We start from the raw sequence: 15,275 nt of genomic DNA on the forward strand, positions 1-15,275 counted from the left end.
CTATATGCTTATTCTTTTGCAATCCCCAAAGTACAGAACACCTTTATTTTAAAAACCATAAAAAATCGATAATAACGACCAAGACCATAAACAAAAAAATATAAACCCATAGCTTATTATTAGGTTTTATATAAGATATCAAACAATTTATAACTTAAGTATCAAATAGAGAAAATTTCATCTGGTATGGAACATACATTTTTGATATAAACCTATTCAGTTAATTGCCATAATATAAATTAACATACGAATTAAAAAAAATAGATTTAATTTATAATTATTTCCGTTCACTCACCGTTAATGGTGAATTACTTTTACTCTAATTATTATACCTTAGTTTACTCTCCCCCATAGGGTAAAACAGCTAAGTATGTATCGAGAAAAAATATGAAGCGTTGGATATGGCTGGCCACTGCAGGTCTTTTACTAAGTTTGATAACTTTTATCTTTTTATTACCTGAAAAGAATTCCAGCCATCGAAATAATGTCTCACCTTTAGAGAAAGAGAAAGTTGTAAATATAAAACAACAAGAACAACAAACAAAAAAAGTTAGCCCCCCTACTCAGAAAGCTGCGGAAGAAATTAATCCTTATGAAAACGAAGTAATTAAGGCTCAGGTGCAACAAGCCGCAGATATATACGCAGAAAACATTAAGTACCCGCTAACCTCTCAACCGATTTATAACCCTGAAGACGTAAGAGAATATGAACCTTTCGAACAATCAGAAGTTAGTCTTCCATTTCCATTAAATAACGACGATAAGAATCCAATTAGAATTTCTGCGGCCACAGATACTTTTCAATACTTCGAAAATGATACCGTAATTATACAGGTAAATATTAGCAACGCTCCAAAAGGTGTTGCCATAGCAGTAAATGGCGTAGTGTCAGGTACAAATGGAGATCTCCCTTCAGAAATTCAATTTCAGTCAAGTGGGCAGAATGCAACTCAATTTTCGGCGAATTTTGACACTAGAAAAGCACCAAAAAAGTTATTGACACCTGAAATGTCAATAAAATTAAATGTAGTTGTTGGCAATCGAGATTTACATACAACTGTTGCATTTCGCTATGCCATCGCATCTGCAAGAATAGTTGACGCATTACCAGCAAAACCAGAAGGTGCAGAGTTAATAATTCCTCTAGAGCTTGAAGTATTTCGCGGCGGTTACTATTTTCTAAATGGAGTGCTTGAAGATGCAGATAGTGGACGTCCACTTATTCAATTACAATCAGAGTCTCGTTTGCCTCAAGGTGCAGCAACAATGTATCTCAAAGCTCACATTGCTGCACTCAAACATCAAGCTTCAGAAGGCCCTTATATATTGCGACGCCTGCAGATATACAAAGGCGCTGATGTTGGGGAAGACTTTGACGCACCTGCATCAAGTTCACAATCTCAATTTAATATAAGCGGCTTTCCTTTTTCAGACTATTCTGACGAAGAGTATGTTGATGAACAAGCACAAGAAAGATTAGATTTTTTACGTAGTCTTGGGTCTGTGGATGACTCAGGTGATCAATAATAATGGAGTAAAAACATCAGCTCTCAATTTAAGTTATGACGAGAGTTTAATTAGAGGTGCCCTTTAGTTAAGAAAGTAGAAATAAAAATAATTAAAACCAATAACAATAATCTAAGGTAACGTGATGAAAACTAAATTATTATTAGTAGTTGTTTCTATACTTTTTAGTATTACTGCCCAAGCAAAGTTAGCAGGCAAAAATGTTGTTCTCGTTCATGGTTTTATTTCTGAACATTTAAATACCCGTCCAAGTCAAGCAGATCAATTAAGGGAGGGCCCTCAGTACTGGCAAGACTTTTGGGCATCACGTGCGGAAGCAACTCTCGTATATCCTTCACATGAACGGGTACAGGGGAGAATTAAAGATGCTGTTCGCAGCCAGTTTTTAGATTATGAAAGACGTGGTCTATGCGCTAACGGCTGTATCTTTGTAACGCATTCAACAGGAGATTTAGTATTGCGTGATGCATTAACGCGGCTAAATCAATGGGGTATTGACCAGCGAAGATTTAAAGTATTAAGCGTTATTGATTTGGCTGGTGCAGGTGGTGGTACAGGCCTTGCAGATTTGGCTGTCAGCACCGCAGAAACTCGCGGGCCAATAACAGGTATTGTCCGCACAATTGCAGGTGGCGTACTGGGCGTTAATTTTGTTCCGGAAAGACTCGGCGTACTTAATGATTTACGTGTTGCCAAAGCTCGTAGTATCGCTCAGCAAAACAATAGCTTTCCCCGCTTGAGAGTCGCTGGTGCAGGAGATGCGTTCGCACGGATCACTAAAGGCTTTATACGTGGTTACGATGATAGTGTTGTGGGTATGCATAGTGCATGTGGAGCACGCTTTGCCGGTGATGTGGAATCATGTAGCAGCAGCGTGCGCTCAAATGGTCAATTAGCCAGTGCTAGAGGACCAGGTTCCCTGCTCCATAATCACTTTCCCATTATCATGGCTGACCGTGGCGACCACGATGAATTGCGCAACAACTCTAGACCAGGAGGCGCACTTACTACCGTCGTCAACAATCGTGCAATTGGCGGTTTAAATATAGATTTTGCAACTAACACCAGTACTCGAGCGTGGAGCTGGTTCACTAGAGTACGAGAGGTGAATGGAAGCAGTAACAAAAGTATATCCGCTACGATCTTCGACACACTAGACCGCTAAGTTTTATCCCAATCGTTTTAATCTAGGGCGCGTTATTATTGGTTTTTTTCGTTATTTAGCTTTAAAAAAAATTCTTTATTAAAAAGAATTATAAATACGATCAGGCCAGTAATGACGAGCTCTGCCAACCCCATAGACACAAATTGCAGAATAGAAAACTCGTCATTATTTAATAATTAACACTGTAATCGTTTACAATTTGAGTTATCTGTGTTTTATTATCTTCGTTGCTCACTATGCATATTCAGTAAAGTTTTGACTCCCCATATATAAATTTAATAATAATGAATATTTAAATTGAGGAATCTTAAAAATGCATTTCCCCAAGTTGAAGAAAACATCCGCCTTATTTTTAAAGTCTATAGCAGTGGTTAGTGTTGTAACTTCTGTTATCGTAGCAGCAGTAACCACTCACGCACAACCACTTAGAAATCGTGCCGAACTACCTAATATGAATACCTGGGAACCCTTGTTAGGCAAAATGACACCAGAAGGTACCGCAGACCCTTCCGCCGTTGTGTTTAATCACAATGGAGAAGAAAAAGTTTACGTTTACACATCTACAGATAGTAAAGATCTATGCAATACCGATAGAGCTATAGCCAAGCGATACAAAGGCAACGGTCATTTCTGTATGCAGCAGTATCGAGTATTTACAAACTCCACAGCAAATTTAGACGCAAGAAACTGGACAACCCACGGTGGCTTGGTCTGGCAGGCGAGCGTTCCGTGGGCGAGACAGCAAACAACAGAAGGCCATGGCGGAAGCGCCACAATGTGGGCACCTGATGTAGTGAAAAATGGAAATACCTACTACATGCTATTCCCCACTCTGGCCAAAAACAATCATCAACGAATTGGCGTCGCAACTGCTAGCAATCCTCTAGGGCCATTTACAGCTCGTCCCAATCCAATTTCCACGGCCAATGGTTTTGACCACGTTTTTGATCCATCTGCGATTAAGGTTGGTAACCAGTGGTACATTTTTTATGTTAAAACCGGCACAGAGCAAGCGAGAGATAAAAAAACTGGCGCACTTAGGTATCGAGACAACGGCCAGCCTCTTTACTTTAAATCTATCTGGATGGCCAAAATCGATTCCAACTTCACCTCCATATCAAACCCAAGAGATTTAAAACTTGATAGAGACAGTTATTTAGAAGGGCCAGACGCTTATTACGCCGGTAATGATTTGTGGGTGCAATACGCCAGTGTGAGCGCCGAGAAACAAGCAAAACCAGGTGGTGGTTTCTACCCCGCAGGCTATGAATTGAAACAAGCTGTAGCATGGAATAACAATAGACCCGACCATATGTTCGATACTAGACCTGGTGTACAAGTTCACTCATTTGGTACCCAAGGTACTAAACATGGCTCTGTTATTAAGTGGAAGGACAAATACTTTTCTTTCTATCACGACCATAAATCAGCTTTCGGCGCACCTTGGGCTTTCCGTAAAGCGATGTACAGTCAAGTAGAGGTGGATGCTAATAAGCGTAATCAGGTGAAGCCTTTCAGACCTGATAGAAAAGTCAATGTGCCAAGTATTGGCAATTAAAAATATTGGCAATTAACTAGAAGCTGTTTCATAACTCGTGAGCGCAGGCGAGACAGGGCAAAAATAATCGAAAAAGCGGAGTTTACACGAAGTAAATGAGCATTTTGAGAGTATTTTTAACGCCGTATCGGCAAGTGCAGCAGTTATGAAATAGCTCTACCAATCCCCTGAGTCACAAGGATGTGACACCCTTTTAAGATTGGTCGCAATAAAACATGTAAGTTAGTTACCCTAACAGTTTTCAGTAGCTTCCTTCTTGGATCGGATAAGAAATGAAGACTCCAAATAAAAGTTTCATTATCGCTGCATTAGTATCTCTCTCATCAGTTGGCATTTATCTTGGTATTACGTCAATGTCTCTTGAGACTCCCGTTCACCCCCATCACCCAATAAATACAGCCTCTAACTTGTCTGCAAATGCTACACAGAAAAACATGCAAGCATTTCACTCTGAAAAAACTCGCTCTAATCAAACTGAGTTAGGCGTTAGCAACGTTACAAATAATATAGAGAATAATGGTTTTGTCGATAGCCTTGACGAGCTGTTTAACTCCGACTCTAACGACCTATATCAAAATAGTACACGAATTAACGAACTGCTCACTCAATGGGCGCAAATAGATCCAGAAGCGGCTTTGGAGTGGCTGCACTTGGTTGACGATGAATCCGACATGATGGATGGATATTTTTATAATGTTATTGCTATTTACATGGAAAGTGACTTCCATGCTGCCGGCGATGCTATTGCAGGTTTACCAAGCAGTAGTCGCAAGCAGCGTTTAGTTTATAACTATGTATCTGAATATACACGAATTGATCCTGAACAAGCCCTATACTGGAGCGAGATATCTTTTGAAGGAGAACTTGCTCAGATCGCAAAACATCAAATACTTAACACGTTAGTTTATGTAGACCCAAATAAAGTACTTAGCTTGCTAGCAAGTGATATTACTAATAATGCTTCAGGTTCCTATGAGAGTCATAAAGAAATGGCTTTCATGGCATCAAGCCGTATAGACTCAGATGACTTTAAATACGAACGTATTTCTCTTTATCAATATCCAGAAGAATTACACTCAAACATTGCTTATGCGGTTGCAAGTAATTGGAATAAAGGTGACTCAGAAGGTGCTAAAAACTGGATTGACTCATTGCCACCAAGTGAAGCTAAACAACAAGCTTTACGTGGCTATTCTGATTTATTCGGAGCACACAACACTACAATTCAATGAATTGCCACTGTAGCAAAAGTGTCAGTTAACACTAATTGCTATCGGTTGAAGACTAAAGAGTTTTTAGTTTTGTCGAGGTTCAAGTAGAAGTTGATGAGAATCCTGCTCTATTTGGAATTTGAAATTACCTAAAATATTCATTCCCAATAAACCATGCACACCTCCCCCCATTTCAAAGTCAAGCACGGCAACGAGAGTATCTGCAATTTCAAAGTCACCAATGGTGAAAGTGTCAACACGATACACACTACCTTTAGTTAAGCCATTAGCAGTACTAAACATACGCGATCCTGCGTGTGAATAATCAATCGCATGGCTTATGTTTTCAAAAGCACTACGTGATAATGTTGTCATAGAGGCTCCAGTATCAATCAATAATGTGCTAGAAGTATTATCACCTAATGAAATATCAATTAAGTACTGATTGCCACGTGGATTTAACGCAACAGCACTTGAAAAGCGCGACGAACGATCGCTAGTATCAGCCAAGCCATCGCTTGGCGTATCATTTATTTTAGCTAACAATTGCTTAACGTCAGCTGCAACTCGGGAATCATTTGATAAATCGGACAGTATTTGCTTAGCGTGATAGAGATCTCCATTTTCTAACACCACCTGCGCTTGCCGAAATTTTTGTTGGGGTGATAGCAAACCGACAATATCTGCCTGCAAATAAACCTGGCTCAATGTGTACCAGTTGAGACTTTCACTCAGAAACTTATCAACTTTGCTGAGAAACTCGGTAAATTCTTTAATAACTTTTTCATTATCTTTTATAGAATAGGCATATTCCTTTGCTAGCTGAAATACACCTATAGCTTCAATATAGTACTCAGTCTGGCGATTAAATTCAGCCAACATCAACAATACATCTAAGTCTTCATAGTAAGTTGTCAAATAAGCGTTAGCCAGTTCGGTAAAGTCTTCTGCTAAGTTTTGCTCGAGCAATAGACTAAGGCGCGTCAGTAGAATCTTTTTTAGAGCATTACCAGCAATACGATCGCTGTCATTTACTTCCTGAAAAAACTGAATAGCATCAAAATAGTTTCTATTATCGAGATATTTGACAAAAACCTGTGATATATCAGTTGTACTTTGTGTAGGTATTGGGTTTTCAGCATCGCCAGTAAGGGAGTTATTTTTTTCATGCCCATCAGCCTCCAAAACAACAATCTTTTTCTCAGCAAGGGAATGAAATGGCGTAACCGTATCAACTTTATTGTCAATAAAGGTGGGAATGTTAAGAGCTTGTTGCGAATTAAGAGGCGGCGCAAGAACTCCATGTCCGTACCACCCTAATACAAAGCCTATACATAGAGCGAATATAACGGTAAGTCGAGACATCATTTGCTTTACGCTTAATATATAAGCCCCTCAATAGATATATAAGATAAACAGTTTTCTCAATCTTTACCTATCGACCACAGAAAAGTAAAGGAATTCCCTTACCCAGCTCTGATAGATCGGATCAAAGGATTTACCCACTTATCCCACGTACAACAAACTGGAAAATGTTGAAACCAGCTAAAGCCAGCATGGTTAACCATGTTCCTAAAGTGCCATAGAAACGCCCTTTGGCAACCCCTCCATTTGATACAGTTAAACCCTGAGCATGGGCAATACGACTGATGATTAATACTGTGCCAGCCAAATGCAGCCAAAGGCTCGCAAGACCCGTTATCTCTGCACAAGCGAGTAAGATAAGTGCCAATGGAAGATTCTCAAGCGCATTGGCATGGCAGCGAATAGCCACATCCAACTCCTTTTGACTACCACTGCCAATAGCGACTTTAAAGACCCTTCGATATTTTATAACTCGAAAAGCCAAGAATATAATAATCAAGTAAGCTAAGCTTGCGTATAAACCAGTGATATATAGAGTCATATTGCTTCCTTATTAAAGTATTATTATCCAACGGGCCAGACAGCAACCACTAATTGGCGTTATTTATCTTCGCCAGCAATTAAATGCCCAAGCTTGCCTTTTTTAGTTTCCAAATAATTTGCATTATGGGGGTTACGCCCTGTCTCATGGGCGAGTCGCTCAATAACTTCAACGTTTAAGTCTTTTAACGCAGCAATCTTACGTGGGTTATTAGTCATAAGTTTTACGCGCGTAATGCCCACTTTTTCAAACATAGGCTTTAACATGGAATAATCACGCATATCAGCGCCAAAGCCAAGTTTCTCATTAGCTTCGACAGTATCGGCACCATTATCTTGTAATTGATAAGCGCGAATTTTATTTGTTAAGCCAATACCTCGGCCTTCCTGCCTTAGATAAAAAATAGCCCCTCGTCCTTCTGCAGCAATTTTTTCCATCGCCGCTTGCAATTGCGCACCGCAATCACAACGCAAACTAAAAAGCGCATCCCCGGTAAGGCATTCCGAATGAATTCTTACCAACGTGGGTTCACCACTGGCCAGATCGCCCATAGATAAAATAATATGTTCTTTGCCATCTTCATCATCAATAAACCCATGGATTTGAAAAGTCCCCATAGGGGTGGGCAATTTAGATGTTTCGACGTATGTAACCGCCACTAATAACGTCCTCAAATACTTTTATAAATACAGTAAAAATAATATATCGTTAACAAATTAGTTCACTAAGAACTAATACTTCGACTCTAAAATCAATACACCACTTTCTACTTTAAAATTAACACGCGACAAATAGGAATTGCCCAGTAAAATTTCAGCAGGATACTGACCTTCGACAACAACCGCCTCAACATTGCTTAATTTCAGATCTCCAACAGCAACACTTTGTAAGGTGACTTGATAGCCGCTAGTAATACCGTTAGCTGTTTGCAAACTAATTTTCTTACCCGAAGAAAATTTAATCCCAATACTCTTTGCCATAATCGAATTAAGTGATAGAGACGTCGCACCAGTATCCACTAAGAAATTGACAGATCGCCCATTAATTCTACCTGGAGTGTAATGGTGCCCCCCTCGACCGCCGGGAATTCTAACCACAGTTTTAGCTGGCGCAGAATATTTAACACCGCCAATCCGTCGTGAAAGTTGAAGAGTATGCCGTTTTCCGTCTATTTCAACGATTGCCTTTTTTGTATCAGCACTGACAAGTAAGATACCTTCTGGTGACGTTTTTCCAGCACGAATAGTGCGCTGAACACCGTTTACCTCCAGTACAACCATGTTTTTGAGCAAGCCTGTAACAACAATATTATCCTGTGCATAGGCATCTATTGCACCACAAAATATAATGAGACCAACAAGCCAATATAATCTTTTCATGATCTTAAGCCACCGCATGGTATATCCGTAAGCTACCATCTACTTTCTAATAGTATGTATTTTTCCTGCTTATTGGGCATTAAAAATGTTTATAGCCCGTATTGCTTTTGCTCAATAATTTCTCACTCTCACTGCAGCGAATTCCTTGTTGCCGAGTTATTTCTCCAATTCGGCTGATAGCAAAATTCTCATCTGCTATCAAACGATCAAGGCTGGCAATCTTTGACTGGCTAACAGTAAAGCAAAGTTGATAATCATCACCGCCATAAAGTGCCCATTCTAGCCACTGCTCAGCTTGTGTGTGCTGACAAACTGCATCTGAAATTGGCAAAGCCTGTAAATCAAGTTCAGCGCCTAGCTCACCACTATTCCCACTAGCACGACAAATATGTCCTAGATCAGCCACTAAACCATCGGAAATATCGATCGCAGCACTGGCAATACCTCGCAGTTTTTGCCCTAGCTCCAATTGTGGTATCGGCTGATAATAACGCTGACGTAAGTATTGGGCCGCTGAATCATTGACAGAAAAACTGCCTTTAAGTGCACTTAAAGCAGCAGCCCCATCACCTAAACTCCCTGTTACATAAATGCCATCACCCGCTTCGGCACCGCTGCGAACCATAGCTTGGCCTGACGGCACAATTCCATGCACCTGAATAGAAATACACAGGGGGCCACGCACTGTATCGCCCCCCACGAGAGGACAGCTATAACGCTTAGCACAATCCAATAAGCCTTCACTAAAACTAGCAAGCCACTTTTCATCAGCCTCAGGAAGGGATAGCGCTAAGGTAAAGCACAAGGGTTCTGCTCCCATGGCAGCGAGATCACTTAAGGCAACAGATAATGCTCTGTGTGCAATATAAGTGGGGTTTGCTTTGGCAAAAAAATGTACATCAGCTAGCAGAGTATCAATTGAAAAGGCTAACTGATGGCCATGTGGGATGTCGACAAGTGCGCAGTCATCACCAATTCCCAGTGTCACATGAGATGACTCCACCAAACGCTTAAAATAGCGATCGATAAGTGCAAATTCATCAAGAGGATTGGCGTTGAGAGCGCTTACCATTATTTCTTTGCTTTAGTGTCTTTTGCGTTAACTTCAGTAGCACGCACATCTAGAGCCACCTTGTCTAAAACACCATTGACGAACTTGTGACTATCTGCTGCGCCGAATTTTTTCGCCATATTTACCGCTTCGTTAATCACAACGCGATAAGGCACATCGATCCGATCGCTAAATTCAAAACACGCTAGGCGCAAGATCGACAAAGTCACAGGGTCAACGTTGTCTAGCTGCAAGCCTTTGAGATATGGCGAAAACATTTCATCTAAGGTGGTTTTCTTCATCGCCACACCGCGAAATATCTCATGGAAATACTCAACATCCACTTTCGACATATCATTGTCGGTATGATATTCAGCCTCAATAACGTTTATAGCATTGCTGGTCATTTGCCATTGATAAATAGCCTGCATGGCAAAATGGCGCGCACGACTGCGGGTTGCAGCAGAAACTTTCATTAATTCTCTCTTTTATTAAATATTTTTCAACAGTGACACCATTTCCAGTGCCGTGTGAGCAGCTTCGGCTCCTTTGTTGCCAGCTTTAGTGCCCGAGCGCTCGATTGCTTGCTCGATAGAATCCACTGTCAAAACACCAAAAGTGATAGGCAACCCAGTGTTCAGCGATACCTGAGCAAGGCCCTTGGTACATTCACCAGCCACATAGTCAAAGTGAGGAGTACCACCACGTATAACGGCCCCTAAGGCAATAATGGCATCATATTTTTTGGTTTGCGCTAATTTCTGTGCTGCCAATGGAAATTCGAATGCACCGGGGGCGTAGACAATTTCAATATCATCATCGCTAACACCTTGACGACGCAGAGTATCGATTGCACCTTCTTTTAAGTGCTCTACAACAAAACTATTCCAGCGGCTAACAAGCAACGCATACTTACCACTTACCGAACTAAAATCACCTTCAATTACATTTATTGCCATGGGTATTTCTCGTTTATTCCAATAGTATTTAAGGTTTTATATATTCAGTGACTTCAAGGTCGAAGCCAGAAATAGCACTGAACTTTAAAGGTGCGCTCATTAAACGCATTTTCTGTACACCCAACTCTTTTAAGATTTGAGCGCCAGCACCTATTTGCTTATAGGACATATCCTGCTTTAAGCGCGCTTGTTTGCCGGTCAATACTCGCTCAATACTGTCTTCAATTTCATGGGTCGTTTCATTGTGACATATCAACACCACCACACCACGCCCCTCATCGGCAACGCACTGCATCGCTCGATGAAAGTTCCAAGAAGCACTGTCTTGTTCATCCCGCTGAATAGTGAGCACATCTCGTGAGGTATTGCCTACATGAACTCTCACCATCACCGGCTCACCCGAGCTAACATCACCTTTTACTAGCGCAAAATGCAGCTCATCATGTGCTGAATTTTGATATGTCATCAAATTAAAGTCGCCATACTGGGTGGTTACCTGTCGCTCATTAATACAAGTGACCGTCTTTTCATTGAGCATTCGATAATGAATAAGATCTGCAATAGTACCGATCTTGAGACCGTGGGTTTTGGCAAACACTTCCAACTCTGGCCGGCGCGCCATAGTACCGTCTTCGTTCATGATTTCAACAATAACCGCAGATGGGTCATAGCCAGCGAAGCGCGCAAGATCGCAGCCAGCTTCTGTATGCCCCGCCCGGGTAAGCACGCCACCTTGCTGTGCCATGATAGGGAAAATATGCCCCGGCTGTACGATATCCTGAGGTTTAGCTTCGGCGGCAACGGCAGCTCTTACCGTGCGCGCCCGGTCAGCCGCAGAGATACCTGTTGTCACACCTTCAGCCGCTTCGATAGTAACAGTAAAGTTAGTGGTATGGACGGAGAGATTATCATCCACCATTAGAGGCAAACCCAGCTGCTTACAACGTTGTTCCGATAGGGTTAAACAAATCAGTCCACGAGCATGAGTTGCCATAAAATTAATATCTTCAGACCGCACTTGCTGTGCAGCGATGACTAAATCGCCTTCATTTTCACGATCTTCGTCATCCATCAGAATTACCATCTTTCCCTGGCGAATATCGTCAATTATTTCTTCAACTGTATTGAGTTCCATAGTCATTACGTTTTACCGTTTACATTCGTCTATTTTAAGTAACCGTGTTGAGCCAAAAATGATTCAGTCATTTGGCTAGCAGTGCCGGATTCAGCTGCTTTATCTCCCATCAATAGCCGTTCAAGGTAACGTGCGATGACATCCACCTCTAAATTCACTTGTGTGCCTGGGCTATAGCTGCCGATAACAGTGTGATCTAAAGTATGGGGAACAATGTTCAAATCGAATATATCGCCATCGACCTCATTCACTGTCAAACTGGTGCCATCAATAGTAATCGAGCCTTTATGAGCAATATATTTGGCTAAGCTTTTTGGCGCCCGCAATTTAAAGCGCTCTGAGCGCGCGTCTTTTTCCCGACTCACCACCTCTCCCATACCATCCACATGGCCACTGACAATATGACCGCCGAGGCGAGACTGGGGGGTTAAGGCCTTTTCCAAGTTTACAGCAGTGCCCTTTTGCCAATGTTTTATTGTTGTTAAATCCAATGTTTCAACGGAAACATCGGCGATAAAGCCTTGGGGAATGAAGGCTACTGCCGTTAAACAGACGCCGTTAGTGGCAATCGAGTCGCCCAGCTCAACGTCGTCCCACGGTAAAGATGACGAGAAAACCGTCAACCTGACATCACCACTGCGTTTCTCTATGGACGCTATTTCACCAATAGCTTGAATAATGCCCGTGAACATCTAACACTCACTTTTTATTTAGTAATAACTTTGATTAAAAGTAGCGTAGCCATATAACGTTATATAACCACACATCACAATCATGGCTACCCCTCTGGGTCAGGATATGCCGTAATACGCCAATCCTCGCCAACACGACGAATATCTTCAATGGATAGAGGTAACTGGCTGCGCATCTTATCAATCGGAAGATGAAATAAGGGACGTGCACTACTGCCCATTAATTTAGGCGCAACATAAATAATAAACTCATCAATTAAACCGGCTGCAGCAAACGCACCAGCCAAGGTCGCTCCTGTTTCAACCAGTACTTCATTACATCCTTCATCAGCTAACTTGCGCACTAAGGCATAGAGGCTGATATGGCCATCCTTTTGCGGCAATTCCCAGTAGTTACGCCCATCATCCTTAGCCTCTCCTTGAGCGCAAGCAATAATAGTATTCCCGGGCTGATTGAGGATATCGGCCTTTAGCGGGCATCGACTATGTGTATCAACAATAACGCGAAGCGGCTGGCGCTCAGTCTCAGACAAGCGTACCGTAAGTGCAGGATCATCATGAATGACTGACTCTACCCCTGTTACTATGGCACAGCTGCGCGCGCGTAATTTATGCACATCGGCACGAGCATCGGGGCCAGTAATCCACTTGCTTTCACCACTGGCCATTGCTGTGCGGCCATCCACACTCATCGCCATCTTACAGCGAATATAGGGAATCTTCTGTCGCATACGCTTAATAAAGCCCAGATTTAACTCTCGAGCCTCACTTTCCAGCAAAGGGCCATCGACAATAATACCTGCGGCTCGCAACTTATCTAATCCGGCACCACTTACTTCAGGATTGGGGTCTTCCATCGCATATACAACCCGCGCCACACCAGCAGCAATTAGCGCATCGGCACATGGACCGGTGCGTCCGCGGTGGCTACAAGGTTCAAGGGTGACATAGGCTGTCGCGCCCTTCGCTTTTTCTCCCGCGGCAGCCAGAGCATTGATTTCAGCATGGGCCTCACCAGCGCGCGCATGGAACCCCTCACCGACGATATTCATAGCATCGTCCACTAACACACAACCAACTCTGGGGTTAGGGGTAGTTGTGTTTAAACCCTGCTTTGCCAAACGCAAGGCACGCACCATTATTTCACGATCAGACATACACTTAATTTAATTATGATCTTGTTGAAGTCGGTCAATTTCTTGTTGAAATTCACTCAAATCTTGAAAACTCCGATATACGGAGGCGAAACGCACATAGGCTACTTGATCAAGCAAACGCAGCTCATCCATCACCCTTTCTCCTATCACCAAGGAAGTGACTTCTCGCTCACCAAGGGCCTGTAAGTAGTGCTTTACTTTATTAATAGAGGCTTCCATGTTTTCGACACTAACGGGCCGCTTTTCCAGAGCCCTGGCAAAGCCATTACGTAATTTCTCTTCATCAAACGGTTCTCGGGAACCATTTTGTTTAATGATTTTTGGCATCAATAGCTCGGCGGACTCGAAAGTTGTGAAGCGTTCGTGACAGCTTAAACATTCTCTTCGACGACGCACCTGCGAGCCGCTTGCCACCAGCCGAGAGTCAATAACCTTAGTGTCTGTTTCACCACAGAAAGGGCAATGCATAAATATTTTTGCCTGGAATAAAAAGATGACATTCTAGCACAAATTAACCACGAAATATTATTAGGCTAATAGGGGCTTGTTAACTCTAATTAAGCCCCACCTATTTGCCTTTAAAGCTGGCTTAACGCGATTAAATTAGGCAAAGGCATTTTTTTTCGAACAAATGACGAAAACCATGGGTCTTAGCAGCAGATAAACTGAGCCTCAATGGACGCCATGCTAGCAGACTGGCAAGAATTAATAGAGCAAGCCCCCCCAATTACACCGAAGTTTTTGAGCTTTGAGAGTTGTCTGTGGTTGGTAATGGCGATGGTTTCTATGATTTGGCTAATGGAATATCGAGCAACACGTCTTTTTTTTACGCAGATAAAAGATAGCGATGAAACGCCGGTAGTTAATATCACTTTGCTACAAAACAAGAACATAATAGAGCCGGCTAAAGTCGTGAGTAAGGAGGCGCCACCTCAAACGACACTCCCAGCCTCTGTTGCAAACTCACCTATAGCATTTCAAGAAAATACAACAGAAGAAAGTCCACCCCCTAAAAGTAAAAGTAGGATAACACCTAAAATAACACCACCATCCACAGTGCCTACTTATCAGCTATTAGAAGAAGCAATAAAACTTAGTTCACCAGGCCACCTCCCTAAGACTACAGATTTGCCACAGGGCAGTAATATCTTTAATCCAGTATTAAGACAAGAGCTAGGTAAGTTGCGTAAAAAGAGGATATCTCAGTCGAGAAGTCTTCCACTCCATAACCAGCTCTCACTTACCACGGACGCATATGGAGATCTGCACTACACCGCGAGTAACGGCTGCACTTTCAGGAGAGACGATAGTGGCGGCATATTGGATGGCACGTGGTATGCCGTTGACTGTAAAAAAGATGGCGGCCTATCTCTCAAATCTTTTACCTTAGAAAAAATAACAAAACCCAGTTTTAAAAAGCCCTCACCCAAATAGAAGTTGAGTAAGACTTTCACAATTAAATGATCAAAAACAATAGCCTTTCAAATATTTCCAACTTAGCCAAACTCTAACAAGACTTTATGCTATGTTTTGAA

General features: G+C 42.0%; 16 protein-coding genes. 5 read left to right on the top strand and 11 right to left on the bottom strand.

Features of this window, described 5'->3' with window-relative positions; all coding sequences use genetic code 11:
• The first annotated feature begins 387 nt into the window (after nt 1-387).
• From BVC89_RS24650 to BVC89_RS24665, 4 genes are all read left to right on the top strand, one after another.
• Nucleotides 388-1,527 carry a hypothetical protein gene (locus BVC89_RS24650; protein ID WP_086933759.1) on the top strand — a complete coding sequence of 380 codons (1,140 nt, stop codon included), beginning with the start codon at nt 388-390 and terminating at the stop codon, nt 1,525-1,527.
• A gap of 124 nt (nt 1,528-1,651) precedes the next feature.
• Nucleotides 1,652-2,692, top strand: a complete 1,041-nt coding sequence (locus BVC89_RS24655; RefSeq protein WP_086933760.1) for a hypothetical protein — start codon at nt 1,652-1,654, stop codon at nt 2,690-2,692.
• 313 nt (nt 2,693-3,005) lie between these two features.
• Entirely contained in the window at nt 3,006-4,250 is a 1,245-nt protein-coding gene (locus tag BVC89_RS24660) for a family 43 glycosylhydrolase (protein ID WP_086933761.1), read from the top strand.
• 272 nt (nt 4,251-4,522) lie between these two features.
• Nucleotides 4,523-5,482: a hypothetical protein gene (locus BVC89_RS24665; RefSeq protein ID WP_086933762.1), complete on the top strand. Its 960-nt coding sequence runs from the start codon at nt 4,523-4,525 to the stop codon at nt 5,480-5,482.
• Nucleotides 5,483-5,545: 63 nt separating this feature from the next.
• On the opposite strand, the gene BVC89_RS24670 is transcribed toward BVC89_RS24665, so the two are convergent.
• From BVC89_RS24670 to nrdR, 11 genes are all read right to left on the bottom strand, one after another.
• Nucleotides 5,546-6,829, bottom strand: a complete 1,284-nt coding sequence (locus BVC89_RS24670; RefSeq protein WP_086933763.1) for a retropepsin-like aspartic protease family protein — start codon at nt 6,827-6,829, stop codon at nt 5,546-5,548.
• A gap of 130 nt (nt 6,830-6,959) precedes the next feature.
• A complete protein-coding gene (locus tag BVC89_RS24675; protein ID WP_086933764.1) occupies nt 6,960-7,367 on the bottom strand; it encodes an MAPEG family protein in 408 nt (135 codons plus the stop codon).
• 59 nt (nt 7,368-7,426) lie between these two features.
• Complete coding sequence (ribA, locus tag BVC89_RS24680) at nt 7,427-8,026, bottom strand: GTP cyclohydrolase II (protein WP_086933765.1); 600 nt, start codon at nt 8,024-8,026, stop codon at nt 7,427-7,429.
• 72 nt (nt 8,027-8,098) lie between these two features.
• On the bottom strand, nt 8,099-8,746 hold the full coding sequence (locus BVC89_RS24685) for a retropepsin-like aspartic protease family protein (RefSeq protein WP_245929224.1): 648 nt from the start codon (nt 8,744-8,746) through the stop codon (nt 8,099-8,101).
• A gap of 79 nt (nt 8,747-8,825) precedes the next feature.
• On the bottom strand, nt 8,826-9,818 hold the full coding sequence (thiL, locus tag BVC89_RS24690; RefSeq protein ID WP_086933767.1) for a thiamine-phosphate kinase: 993 nt from the start codon (nt 9,816-9,818) through the stop codon (nt 8,826-8,828).
• Nucleotides 9,818-10,273, bottom strand: a complete 456-nt coding sequence (nusB, locus tag BVC89_RS24695; protein WP_086933768.1) for a transcription antitermination factor NusB — start codon at nt 10,271-10,273, stop codon at nt 9,818-9,820. The genes thiL and nusB overlap by 1 nt, the downstream gene beginning before the upstream one ends.
• 15 nt (nt 10,274-10,288) lie before the next feature.
• Nucleotides 10,289-10,756, bottom strand: a complete 468-nt coding sequence (gene ribH / locus BVC89_RS24700) for a 6,7-dimethyl-8-ribityllumazine synthase (RefSeq protein WP_086933769.1) — start codon at nt 10,754-10,756, stop codon at nt 10,289-10,291.
• Between the two features lie 28 nt (nt 10,757-10,784).
• Nucleotides 10,785-11,891 (bottom strand): bifunctional 3,4-dihydroxy-2-butanone-4-phosphate synthase/GTP cyclohydrolase II, encoded by a 1,107-nt coding sequence (ribBA, locus tag BVC89_RS24705; RefSeq protein ID WP_086934743.1) that lies wholly within the window; start codon nt 11,889-11,891, stop codon nt 10,785-10,787.
• Nucleotides 11,892-11,920: 29 nt separating this feature from the next.
• Nucleotides 11,921-12,583, bottom strand: coding sequence for a riboflavin synthase (locus BVC89_RS24710; protein ID WP_086933770.1), 663 nt, complete (start codon nt 12,581-12,583; stop codon nt 11,921-11,923).
• Nucleotides 12,584-12,669: 86 nt separating this feature from the next.
• Nucleotides 12,670-13,740 carry a bifunctional diaminohydroxyphosphoribosylaminopyrimidine deaminase/5-amino-6-(5-phosphoribosylamino)uracil reductase RibD gene (gene ribD, locus BVC89_RS24715; protein ID WP_086933771.1) on the bottom strand — a complete coding sequence of 357 codons (1,071 nt, stop codon included), beginning with the start codon at nt 13,738-13,740 and terminating at the stop codon, nt 12,670-12,672.
• A gap of 9 nt (nt 13,741-13,749) precedes the next feature.
• On the bottom strand, nt 13,750-14,208 hold the full coding sequence (gene nrdR / locus BVC89_RS24720; protein WP_086933772.1) for a transcriptional regulator NrdR: 459 nt from the start codon (nt 14,206-14,208) through the stop codon (nt 13,750-13,752).
• Nucleotides 14,209-14,415: 207 nt separating this feature from the next.
• Here nrdR and BVC89_RS24725 point away from each other — a divergent pair, with 207 nt between their 5' ends.
• Complete coding sequence (locus BVC89_RS24725; RefSeq protein WP_086933773.1) at nt 14,416-15,174, top strand: hypothetical protein; 759 nt, start codon at nt 14,416-14,418, stop codon at nt 15,172-15,174.
• The last annotated feature ends 101 nt before the right edge of the window (nt 15,175-15,275 follow it).

The sequence above is a fragment of the Agarilytica rhodophyticola genome (assembly GCF_002157225.2).
Classification (GTDB): domain Bacteria; phylum Pseudomonadota; class Gammaproteobacteria; order Pseudomonadales; family Cellvibrionaceae; genus Agarilytica; species Agarilytica rhodophyticola.